This is a genomic window from Agrobacterium sp. SORGH_AS 787 (genome assembly GCF_030819035.1).
Lineage (GTDB): Bacteria > Pseudomonadota > Alphaproteobacteria > Rhizobiales > Rhizobiaceae > Agrobacterium > Agrobacterium larrymoorei_B.
This window is the reverse complement of record NZ_JAUTBG010000002.1, coordinates 2683816-2695222: the sequence shown is the minus strand read 5'-3', so window position 1 is coordinate 2695222 and position 11407 is coordinate 2683816. Positions and strand designations below refer to the sequence as shown.

General features: G+C 58.8%; 11 protein-coding genes and 2 tRNA genes. 5 read left to right on the top strand and 8 right to left on the bottom strand.

All coding sequences use genetic code 11. From position 1 onward, the window contains the following. Positions 1 to 295 precede the first annotated feature (295 nt). Complete coding sequence (locus tag QE435_RS22320; RefSeq protein ID WP_349042677.1) at positions 296 to 721, top strand: GNAT family N-acetyltransferase; 426 nt, start codon at positions 296 to 298, stop codon at positions 719 to 721. A gap of 33 nt (positions 722 to 754) precedes the next feature. Here QE435_RS22320 and QE435_RS22315 read toward each other — a convergent pair whose 3' ends face one another. Both QE435_RS22315 and QE435_RS22310 read right to left on the bottom strand, forming a co-directional pair. Beyond that, positions 755 to 2206, bottom strand: a complete 1452-nt coding sequence (locus QE435_RS22315; protein WP_349042676.1) for a PepSY domain-containing protein — start codon at positions 2204 to 2206, stop codon at positions 755 to 757. Between the two features lie 189 nt (positions 2207 to 2395). Beyond that, on the bottom strand, positions 2396 to 2800 hold the full coding sequence (locus tag QE435_RS22310; protein ID WP_349042936.1) for a DUF2946 domain-containing protein: 405 nt from the start codon (positions 2798 to 2800) through the stop codon (positions 2396 to 2398). Positions 2801 to 3065: 265 nt separating this feature from the next. Between QE435_RS22310 and QE435_RS22305 the strand changes: the two genes are divergently transcribed. Beyond that, positions 3066 to 4637: a DUF1800 domain-containing protein gene (locus QE435_RS22305; protein WP_349042675.1), complete on the top strand. Its 1572-nt coding sequence runs from the start codon at positions 3066 to 3068 to the stop codon at positions 4635 to 4637. A 3-nt stretch (positions 4638 to 4640) separates the two neighbouring features. Continuing rightward, complete coding sequence (locus QE435_RS22300; protein WP_349042674.1) at positions 4641 to 5822, top strand: DUF1501 domain-containing protein; 1182 nt, start codon at positions 4641 to 4643, stop codon at positions 5820 to 5822. A gap of 25 nt (positions 5823 to 5847) precedes the next feature. Here QE435_RS22300 and mntR read toward each other — a convergent pair whose 3' ends face one another. The 6 genes from mntR to rlmB form a co-directional block, all read right to left on the bottom strand. Next, a complete protein-coding gene (gene mntR / locus QE435_RS22295; protein ID WP_309771218.1) occupies positions 5848 to 6297 on the bottom strand; it encodes a manganese-binding transcriptional regulator MntR in 450 nt (149 codons plus the stop codon). Between the two features lie 77 nt (positions 6298 to 6374). After that, entirely contained in the window at positions 6375 to 7679 is a 1305-nt protein-coding gene (locus QE435_RS22290) for an Nramp family divalent metal transporter (protein WP_349042673.1), read from the bottom strand. 228 nt (positions 7680 to 7907) lie between these two features. After that, positions 7908 to 8318, bottom strand: coding sequence for an acyl-CoA thioesterase (locus QE435_RS22285; protein WP_306933287.1), 411 nt, complete (start codon positions 8316 to 8318; stop codon positions 7908 to 7910). 233 nt (positions 8319 to 8551) lie between these two features. Beyond that, entirely contained in the window at positions 8552 to 8923 is a 372-nt protein-coding gene (locus tag QE435_RS22280; protein WP_349042672.1) for a cupin domain-containing protein, read from the bottom strand. A 69-nt stretch (positions 8924 to 8992) separates the two neighbouring features. Continuing rightward, the gene (locus QE435_RS22275; protein ID WP_349042935.1) at positions 8993 to 9745 is read right to left on the bottom strand and encodes an AraC family transcriptional regulator; all 753 of its coding nucleotides are present in this window, start codon (positions 9743 to 9745) and stop codon (positions 8993 to 8995) included. A gap of 115 nt (positions 9746 to 9860) precedes the next feature. Next, positions 9861 to 10742: a 23S rRNA (guanosine(2251)-2'-O)-methyltransferase RlmB gene (rlmB, locus tag QE435_RS22270; RefSeq protein ID WP_349042671.1), complete on the bottom strand. Its 882-nt coding sequence runs from the start codon at positions 10740 to 10742 to the stop codon at positions 9861 to 9863. Positions 10743 to 10965: 223 nt separating this feature from the next. Between rlmB and QE435_RS22265 the strand changes: the two genes are divergently transcribed. Next, positions 10966 to 11050: transfer RNA gene (locus tag QE435_RS22265), tRNA-Tyr, on the top strand. Between the two features lie 25 nt (positions 11051 to 11075). Further along, positions 11076 to 11149, top strand: a tRNA-Gly gene (locus QE435_RS22260). Positions 11150 to 11407 lie beyond the last annotated feature (258 nt).

Sequence of the window (11407 nt, the reverse complement as noted above, 5' to 3'; positions counted from 1 at the left end):
CCAAAAGGAAGGGGTGAAGGCTAAAAAACGAGTACAAAAAGGAAACGATGGGCGTGTGGAACAAGAGGTCGTCAACGGCGTTTCCACCGGCTTTTTAGCCCGCTTCGACGGGCAATGCGGTCCGACTGATGTCCGTCTTATCAAAACGTGTCTTCCATGGCTTACGAAGGAAAAGATAAACAGATATTGGTTTGGCATCGCCGTGGACGGCGGATCGAGGCCAAGTTTCAAGGCTTGTAGATAAGAGGTGATTCCATGCTCACGGCGCCCTGCAACGGTAGAGGATGCGCCAGGAATGGCGGCGGTGCAGAACGAGATCTTTGCGGCGGGCCTTCGAAAGGCGCCGACGGATGTCGCGATCGTCACGAAGACTTATATTTCGGACCCCGACCGGATCGCCTGCACGGTCGCTGTCGATGAGGATGGGGGCATTCTTGGCTTCCAGTCGCTGAAGCTCGCGACGGCTGCCGGTAATCCCTATGGCGTGGCAGAAGGTTGGGGCATCATTGGAACGCATGTCAGCCCTTCTGCTGGGCGAAGAGGTGTCGGTAAGGCTTTGTTCAAGGCTACGCTCGAGGCCGCCGAAGCTTTCGGGCTGAAAGATATCGATGCCAGCATCGGGGCGGATAATGAGATGGGCCAGGCCTATTACGAGGCGATTGGATTCAGGACATACCGAACGACGGAAGACCGGGTTTGCAAGGCTTACAGGATCGGGTGACGGCGATTGCTCGTCACCCTCATGTTCAGTTACTCAAGATCGTAGCGACAGAGACTTGTTTCGTCGCTGGATTTTCTGCACGGCAAGATCCAGCATCAGCATCACGATCAAACTGGTGCCGACCAGCGGGAAGATGACGCCGCCAATGGCGAGGATGGCGGCAAGCCCATAAAGGGTGCGTTTGCTCTGAGGCATGGGCGGAACGCCGAGCGAGCCTTTCGGGCGTCGCTTCCACCACATGACGCCGCCCGACACGGCGAGCAGGATGATGGCCACGCAGGCGAGCGCCAGCACGATCTGGTTCGCAAGGCCGAATTGCTGACCCAGATGCACATTAATGCCCCATTCCAGCCCGCGGCCAAGCGGCCCGTAATCGGCGTAGCGCATGTCGATCAGTGGCTTGCCGGTGTATTGATCCAGATGGATGACCCGCTGTTTGGAAAGATCGTCCGGGTAAATCGATCCGCTATAGACGCCCTCGGGCTTCGTCGGAAGCGCCACAGCATAGCCGCCAGCGAGGCCGAGATCATCGAAGCGCGCTATGGCTTTGTCTATCCCGATGGCGGCTGGCGTCTGGTTGCTAAGGTCATGGTTCATCGCCATGTGATCCATGGGCATGGCGGGCGAGGGCTCCATATGCTGACCATGATCGTGACTGTCGGAGGTCGGTATCTTTGCCTGTTCCAGCGACCATGAGGTTTTCGATACATCGTCGAGCCGCTCGCCCGACATCGGTACGTTGACGCGCACGCCTGCCGGATAGCCGAAGTTGCTGCCATTGGCCCATTCATTGACCTTCGCGCCCCAGACCCCGGACCATGGCATGCCGGTGATGGCGAGGAAGACGATGAAGGCGCCGACAAAGATGCCGGTCACGGCATGCATATCCCGCCAGAAGACACGCTTCTTCGGTGTGCCGCGAACCGAGACCACGCCGCCGGTCTGGTTGCGCGGCCACCAGAGATAGATGCCGGTTGCAACCAGCAGGATCGACCAGCCAGCGGCGATCTCGATCAGGTAGCGGGCATAGGTGCCGAAATATTTGAGGCTGTGGAGGGTGCGGACCGTCCACATGACGGTGCCGCGATCCGGCAGGGAGCCGAGGACTTCACCCGTATAGCCATTCACGTAGACGGCGCGCTTGCCCTCCGGGGTGCTCACGGTGACTTCCGTCGACGCGCCGGGATCAGCAGGTTTGGTGAGTTTGACGGCGGTGCCGGGGACAGCTGCGACAGCGTTGGCGATGATTGTGGAAGGTAGGGCGGCTGTCGCCGTATCTGCCACCTCTATCCGCTTCAGCTTGGAATGGAAGGCATTGTCCAACTCATCCCTGAAGAGATAGAGCCCGCCGGTGATGGCCAGCGTCATCATGAAGGGCAGGACGAAAAGACCGGGGTAAAAGTGCCAGCGCCAGACGGCGCGATAGAGATTGAGCGATGACTGCGCGCTCACGCGCTCACCCACGGAGGTGGTGCTGATCGACATTATTGGCTCCATAAAACGGTGCAGGCGGTCGCATCTATCCTGTTGGCGACGTGCCCGCTGGAGATTTCAACGCAGGTCGCATCGCAAAATTGCCGGGAGGGACCGGCAATTTCGGCGCGATACGCCCGTAATCAGCCAAGAGGCCGATTGTTCTCGGCGCCTCTCCCTATGCGGGGAAAGCGCCTTGGATCATGCGTGAGACGGAGAGGGTGGCCCGCGAGGCTGTTGCTCGCGCGTGGGCGGTGCAGAGATCTTGTTTTTGTTCCAGCGCCACAGGGTGACGTGAACATGCGGAACGACGCGCCCGGCAATTTCGGTCGGACTTGCCAGCAACGCGGTGAAGGACGCGGAGGCAAGGCGGCAGAGTGTGCCACAGCAGCTATTGGCGAGCTTTTCCGCAGGCGACTGCTTCTGCGTGCCGCCATCCGGCATATGAGCCGCGCAGATGATGTCATCGGCTGCAAGGGCCGTGGCCGCCATACTGCCGTGAGCCACGCCATTCGCAAGGCCTTGCAGCAGAAACAACAGCAAGGCCAGCACTGCGACAGCGCCAGCCGAACTGCGATCCTGCATGATCCTGCGAATAAGTTTCATGGACAATGAAGTGGCACAGTTTCGCCATCATGTCACTGCGGCAAAGGCGACACAGGAGGTCCTGCACCGGCTTTGCAAGGGCTAAGGCTTTTAGCAATTGATACAGCCGATCGAATGTGAGCTGCTCTGACGGTGTTTGGTCTATTCGCATTGCCGTGGTGGATTACAAATTGTCCATGTCGGCAAAATGCCGCAGTTTTGCAGCTTTTCCGCCGGAATTGGCTGGAATTCTCCCCTCCATCGATAGTTGGCAGGAGTGGCAGGCATGGCTCCGTTTTCTCCAACGATGGCGGCGATCCGCTATGGTTACGGTCTTGCGCCGGACCAGATACTCAGCCGCAATCCTGACGATCTGCTGGTGCAGCTCGTGGATGCGCCCTTGAAAGACAGCTTCTTTCCCGTCGGCGGTGCCTTCGATGCGCGGCAAAGGGCCGACGACCTCGCCAAGGGGTTTGAAGCGCTGAATATCGCCAAGAAAGATGCGGAAAGTGATCGCGAAGCCAGGCAGCAATTGCAGCGCAAGGCAGAGCAGAGCTTCCAGCGCGATAGCCTTGCCCGGGTGCTTCAGGCGGCATTCTCACCCTATGGGTTTCATGAGCGGCTGGCCGCATTTTGGTTCGACCATTTCTCTGTCAACGGACACAAATCGTTTCCGATGCGGATGATCACGCCACTCTATGAAGTGGAGGCCATTCGTCCGCATCTTGCGGGATCGTTTCGCGATCTGTTGCAGGCGTCAGTGCTGCATCCGGCGATGCTGATCTATCTCGATCAGGCGCAGTCGACCGGCCCGCAATCGGCAGCGGCGAAGAATCGCAAAAAGGGCCTGAATGAAAATCTCGGGCGCGAGTTGATCGAGTTGCACACGATGGGTGCAGGCAGCGGCTATACCCAGACCGATGTCCGATCCGCAGCACTGGTTCTGACCGGAATGACTGTGGATGATCGCTACGAGATGCTGTTTCGTCCTGGCATGGCAGAGCCGGGCGAGATGAAGGTATTGGGCGTCAAATATGGTGGCGAGCCGCGCTCTGCCGATGACTGTCTTGTCATGCTGGACGATCTGGCAAGCCGGACGGAGACGGCGCAGCACATCTGCCGCAAACTTGTCACCCACTTTATCGCCGACGATCCGCCGCCGGACGTGATCACCGCGATGGTCAAAGAATGGAAGGCGAGCAATGGCAATCTGGCCAAGGTCTACGCCGCGATGCTCGACCATCCGCGTGCGTGGCAGGACCCCGGCGCGAAGATGAAACTGCCATTCGACTATGTCGTCTCCGGACTTCGAGCGTTCGGCATTACCCGGAAGAATTGGCGCGAGCGAATGTCTCCGGATGGTGATGATAGCTATACGCCGTTCGATACGCCAATCGCAGCCGCAGCCCAGGAGGCGCTGAAGAGCAGCGGCCCAGGGATGACGCCAGTACTGTCGACCGACGGCGGACAGATGGTGATGGAAAAGCCGGCTGCGGATATGAAGGCTGCGATGCCATCCGCTCCGGCGCAGCTGCCAAAGCCAAAGGCCAGCCTTGCGCGCACGCTGACGCTTGCAGCCCTTCGCCGCATGGGCCAGCCGGTCTGGCAACCGCCGAGCCCAGCCGGTTTTGAGGAGGGCGTCGCGTCGTGGCTTTCGCCCAGCCAGATGAGCGAGCGCATCCTTTGGGCGCGCAAGGCATCCGGCACGCTTGGCAAGGATATGGAACCGAAGAAGCTTCTCGAAGTGTCGCTGGCCGATCAGGCGCGCGACGACACGATCCGTGTGGTGGGGCAGGCGCCGAACCGTGTCAGCGGATTGACGCTGGCGCTGTCTTCCCCCGAATTCAACAGGAGATAGGACATGGCCTTCTCTCAGGATATGATGTTGACCCGCCGCAGCTTCTTGATGACCGCTTGCTGTGCGGCCGCTGTGCCAGCTTTCTCTCCGGTCAGCTTTGCCGCAATGCCTGGCGAGAACCGTTTCGTCACGATCGTTCTGCGCGGTGCGATGGACGGGCTCGATCTGGTGCAGCCCTATGGCGACCCGGCCTTTGCTCAGTTTCGCCCGACATTGGCGTTGAAGCCCGACAACGGCCTGATCGATCTTGACGGTCACTTTGGCCTGAACCCTGCGGCTGACGCGCTAATGCCACTGTGGCAGGCGAAGGAACTGGCCTTCGTTCATGCGGTTTCGACGCCTTATCGCGACCAGCGCAGCCATTTCGATGGGCAGGATATGTTGGAGAGCGGTGCGGAGGCGGTGCATGGCGAACGCACCGGCTGGCTTAACCGGGCGCTTTCCGCCATTCCGCGATCTGAAGATCGCAAGGCTATCGATATCAATACATCGATGGAGCTTATTTTATCCGGTCCGAACGAGGCGGATGTCTGGGCCTCTAGCTCGAACATGACAATGGCGGCGGATGAGGTCGGTTTCTTCAAGCGGCTCTATGCCAATGATGCCGAGTTCAGCCGCGTGCTGGCCGAAGCGTTGCGAACCGACATGGCGGCGGAGCAGCTGTTCCAGGATGAGAAGCGCGGGGAGGGGATTCGCGATATTGCCAAACTTGCGGGCGGCATGCTGCGCGAAGACTACCGTATCGCCAGCTTCTCCGTCGATGGCTGGGATACGCATGCAGGCCAGAAGGCGCAATTTGCCCGCACCGTGAAAGACCTGACGATTGCGCTGACGACGCTGAAAGACGCGCTTGGACCCGACGTGTGGAAGAAGACCGTGGTTCTGGCGATGACCGAATTCGGCCGCACGGCAAGAGAAAACGGCACTGGCGGCACAGACCATGGCACGGGCGGCGTCGCAATTCTCGCCGGAGGTGGCATTCAGGGCGGCAGGGTATTGGGCAAATGGCCGGGGCTGGGTGACGGTCAGTTGCTGGACGACCGGGACCTGATGCCGACCGGCGATGTGCGCGAAATCGCTGCCGCGATGCTCTATCGTCAGTTCGATGTCGGTAGCGAAGCTCTGACCAATGGCGTTTTCCCGGGATTGGCTTTCGACAGGTCGTCAGCCTATCTCAAAATATGAGCAGCGTTTTATCGGATAGGTCTCTCTATCCTTCTTCCAGAAAGCGTTGGAACGCCTTCAGCGTCTCTTCGCTGACATGATGCTCAATTCCTTCGGCATCGGCCCGTGCCGTGTCAGGATCGATACCGAGACGACATAAGAAGGCTTCGACGATCTCGTGGCGGCGTCTCATCTGTGTTGCCAATTGCTGGCCCTCTTGCGTGAGGAAAATGCCGCGATAGCGCTGTTGCGTGATCAGTCCTTCTTCAGCGAGACGTTTCAACATCTTGGCGGCCGTTGGCTGCTTGACGCCGAGACGTTGGGCAATATCGATCTGACGTGCCTCCCCGGAATGCTCGATGAGGTCAGCAATCAGCTCGACATAGTCTTCCATGAGTTCGCTGCGCCGTGCCTCCCGGCTTTTCTGAAAGGCTTCAGCATGCGTTTCGACCTCGGTGGAGGACAGTCGGCTCTCGCTGGACGTGGTCTGCTTCATCGGTCGAGACTCTTTATGAACGCTTTGGTCACAAGCTGGCCCAGACTATGACTTTCTAAAGTATGAACGGAATGCTCTCAACCCAGGCCGGGGACCGGAACGCCAAAGGTCTGAAGCAACAGTACCACGTTGAGGCACAGGATGACGACGGTGCCGACAATGGCCGCGATGTCGATCAACCGCTTGTTGGCGAAGCTGCCCATGATCGCGGGATTACGCGTGAACATCACGAGCGCGATCATCGGAATCGGCAGGGCGAAGGATAGCACGACCTGGCTGTAGACGAGCGCATCGGTGGTATTGGCGCCCATCAGCACGACGACAAATGCCGGCAGCATGGTCACGAGGCGGCGCAGCCAGATCGGGATATGGAAACCGACGAAACCCTGCATGATCATCTGCCCTGCCATGGTGCCGACGGCGGAAGACGACATGCCCGAGGCCATCAGCGAAATGAGAAACACCGTCGCCGCGGCACCGCCCAACAAGGGTGTGAGCGTGTGATAGGCCGTTTCGATCTCCGCAACATCCGTATGGCCGGCATGGAACGCCGCCGAGGCCATCATCACCATCGCCATGTTGACCATGCCCGCGACGGCAAGAGCGATGACGCATTCCCAGTTGGAAAAGTGCAGAAGTTTCTTTCGCTCGGCGTCGTTGCGGGCCGTGGCACGATGCTGTGTGAGGCCCGAATGGAGATAGAGCGCGTGCGGCATGACCGTAGCGCCGATAATGCCGACCGCGATTGTCAGCGCCGTCGCATCCGGCATGGAGGGGGTGATCACGCCCAGACCGGCTGCCGCCCAGTCAACCGGTGCGATGAACATCTCGATGACGTAGCAAATTCCGATGATGGACACCAAGGCCCCGATGATCAGTTCCATGGGGCGGAAGCCGCGACCCTCGAACAGAAGAATACCATAGGTGACGACGGCTGTGACCGCCATGCCGGCAAGCAGCGGCATGCCGAAGAGCAATGATAGGCCGATCGCACCGCCAAGGAACTCTGCCAGATCGGTCGCCATGGCGGCGATTTCGCTGACGATCCACATGACGATCCTGACCGGTGTGGAGAACTGGTCGTGGCACATCTCCGCCAGATTGCGTCCGGTTACGATGCCGAGTTTGGCCGATAAGGCCTGGAACATCATTGCGATCAGATTTGCCATCAGGACGACCCACAGCAGCGAGTAGCCATAACCCGAGCCCGCCTGGATGTTCGTCGCGAAATTGCCGGGGTCCATATAGGCGATAGAGGCAACAACAGCCGGTCCTGCGAAGAGTAGCAGTGAGCCTACACCGCGCCTCTGCCCGGTCAGAACTTCTCGTATTTGTGCATCGGTTCGTTCCGACAGGGTCTGTCGCGTCACAGTGTCCGTCATAAGGTTCTCCACGTCGCTGCACTGCAACATAGCAAAGGCTAAGTCTCTGTCAACGAGCTATGATTGGGAGATAGAGCAAATTGAAACACCGTCCTCTAGGACTCGCTACCGAGTTTCTGAAAGGACGATGTGAAGACTTGCCAAGGCTTTATGAGGTGGGGGCAGTGTGAGAGATCGAAAGATGCGGACGCCTCTCTCAAAATTCGTTGGAGGCGAGCGACTTACAGATCACACCTCGATCGTGTCGACCGGGCTCTGTGGCGGAAGCGGTGCTGGCGTGCCGTTCTCATCCATCGCCACCATGATGAAGGTGCCAGCCGTGACCTTCTCCAATTTGTCGTAGCGTGAGCGCTGCGCCCATGCCTCGACGCAAAGGGTGATCGAGGTACGTCCGGTGCGGGTGATGTCCGTATAGATCGAGAGCGTATCGCCGATCTTGACCGGCAGTTCGAAGGCCATCTCCTTCACCGCTGCCGTCACCACGCGACAGCGTGCCCGTTCAGCGGCACGAATGCCGCTTGCCAAGTCCATCTGCGACATGACCCAGCCCCCAAAAATATCCCCTGCCGGGTTGGCATCGGCCGGCATGGCCAGCGTGCGAAGCGTCAGTTCACCGGTGGGCTTTGGGGTTTGGTTCATTGGGTTGTCTCTCCATGGCTGTTTGAAGTCTTGCGATTCTATAGCATCGTGCTTTCCGAAAATCGAAATCGATTTTCGGAAAGCACGATGCGTAGATTCAAATAGATAGAGCGACCTTTGTGTGCCCGATTGGACGCACGGCGCTTCGGGGTCGAAAGAGCTTACAACATGTCGCGTGAAAAGGGGCACCGCTTTTGTTGGATGGGTCGCTGTGTTTGGAAGGGAACCACCCTCTAAATCCAGATGTCATTCTCAGCAGTTCTCTCATGCTTTTGCTCTCCGGTATTGAGAACCCCTCTCGGTTCGATCAGGAGAAGTTTCACTTCCTCTTCGGCAAAGGGTTTGTGCTCGACACCCTTTTTCACCACAAACATCTCTCCGGCCTGCAGTGTGACATCTCCGTCACGGAAATCGATGCGAAGCGTGCCTTCCAGAACAATAAAGGTCTCGTCGGTGTCTGCGTGGTGATGCCATATGAAGTCGCCCTGTAGGCGTGCGATCTTGAACTGATAATCGTTCATTTCCGCAACGACGCGGGGTTGCCACCGCTCTCTCAACAGATCGAATTTTTCGGTGAAGCGAATGGGTGAGTAAGCTGTGGTCATCGAGGTCTCCCTTGTTGAAGGTCGACCCTAGCCAGCGAGGTCCTGAGCGTCTTGAACGATCTTGCAGCCCTACCGCGGCTCTCGTGTCAACGTGAGCCACCGTCCGGGCGATACGCCGAACGCGTTTGAGAACTGGCGCGTCATATGGCTCTGATCGGCAAAGCCTGCCGAAAACGCGGCATCCGCCAGGCCGGACCCGTTACGCAACGATGTCTTCACAGCATCCAGCCGTCGCATCGTGAGGTAGCGGTAGGGGCTTGTGCCGAAGAGAGCGCGAAAGTCGCGCGACAGGCTCCACCGGTCTCGGCCGCATATGGTCTCGATCTGTTCGAGAGTCACTGTCTGTGGGCGCTCGGCGAGATATTGCCGCGCCATTTCGGCGGATGAATAGTCCACCTGCTTCCTACGCCCCAGCGTGTGTGGGTTGGCCGCAGCCGCAAGGGCGTTGGCCAGTTCAAAGAGAGCATCTTCATATTCGAAGGTCTCGATCGGATCGTCTACCTCGCGCAGGATTCGGCGTGCGGCTGAAAGTAGCCTGCGATCTTCCGAGATGCCTCCCTGAATGTAGGGGAGCGGGCGTCCACCAAGTATGGACTGGATGGCGGCCGGTTCGACATAGGCGATGCGGTAATGGAATCCGTCATCCGTTCCCGCCTGCCCATCATGCGGCTCATCCGGGTGCAGGACTATGGTTCCGCCGGGAATACTGTTGCGCACGGCACCTCGATACTGGAAGCTCTGCACGCCGGACAGCGTACAGCCGATGGCATATGTATCGTGGCGATGCATTTCATAGCCACGCCCGGCAAAGAAGGCCTCGATCCGTTCGGGTCCAGCCGCGTCATTGGCCCGGCTTATCCAGCCTTGGCGAGTACGGGCTTGGTGACGCAGCAGCGATCCATGCCCGATATCTTTGCTCGATCCACCGGACAGACTCTCACGCCTTCGTCAAAAACTGCCGCGTTGCATAAAGCGCAATGGCGGCCGCATTCGAGACGTTCAGCGACTTGATCTCACCCGGCATGTCGAGGCGCGCCAGATGCGTGACCGTTTCGCGTGTCTTCTGACGCAGGCCTTTGCCTTCTGCACCGAGAACCAGAGCGATCTTGTCGCCGCTGAAGGTCTGCTCGATAGGGGCGGGGCCTTCCGAGTCGAGGCCGATGGAGGTGAAGCCGAGCTTGTGGAGTTCACCCAGAGCATCCGCCAGATTGGTGATCTGGATATAGGGGATCATTTCCAGCGCGCCGGATGCGGATTTTGCCAGCACGCCGGATTCGGTCGGGCTGTGGCGCATGGTCGTGATCAACGCGCCGGCGTTGAAGGCAACGGCTGAGCGCATGATGGCACCGACATTGTGCGGATCGGTGACCTGATCGAGGACCAGAATCAACGGGCTTTCCTTCAAAGCCGAAAGCTTGCGAACCGGCAGCGGCCGGGTTTCCAGCATCACGCCCTGATGGATGGCGTCCGGGCCGAGAACCTTGTCGATGTCCTGCGGTGCGACCATCTCGACCGGGAAGGGCTGGGCGTCAGCTTCACCTATTTCCAGGCGCGCGAAGGCATTTTGTGTCACGGACAGCTTGATGAGCTGCCTTTCCTTGTTGGCGAGGGCGGCACGCACCGTATGCAGGCCATAAAGATAGACCTGGTCGGCGCCAAGCTGCGGCGGCTTCCAGTCATCCCCGCCTTTGTTTCGGCGCTTCTGTTGGGGCGGCGTGGGGATTTCTCCGCGTTCGCGCTTACCGTCGCGCACAGCGCGTCGAAGATTGGCATAGTGCGTATCGCGGGTGGATTTGTCTTTGGGATCGTCTTTGCTCATGCCGCCTTATATCTCTGCCACGGCATCCGCGCCAGTCCCCACCGCGTCAGCTCGAGCCATCCACAGGGCTTTGACACCACTCGAATTTTTTCCTGAATTTTCGACACACATCGTGTTGACAGAACGATGAAGGGCCGTCATATACGCGGCCACAGACGACGAACGGCGCAGCGCCGAACGGACATCTGGACTAAGCTTGGTCGCTTGATCCTCGCAGAATATTGGAGGGATGCCCGAGTGGTTAAAGGGGACGGACTGTAAATCCGTTGGCTCAGCCTACGTTGGTTCAAATCCAACTCCCTCCACCATTCTGCACGGATCAAAATCACCGCCGCGGGTATAGCTCAATGGTAGAGCAGCAGCCTTCCAAGCTGAATACGCGGGTTCGATTCCCGCTACCCGCTCCAATGTTTCCAATGATTTAGAAGAATACCGTGTCGTTCGTGTCAGGTTCCGGTGTGTCCCTGCATTCGCAATTTTTCCAATTGCTTGCAGGTCGTCGCTACGGCCTTGCTCAAGTGCTTACACAGCTCACGCGTGTCTGACCGGCATTATCTCCTGCGATAGATGTTATTGTTCGAGCCGCTATCAGCCCAGTCCCTTCCGTTCTCGCGCCGCCAGTCGCACTTACCGGCATAAGGGTGGGATACATCGTTCTGGCCGTT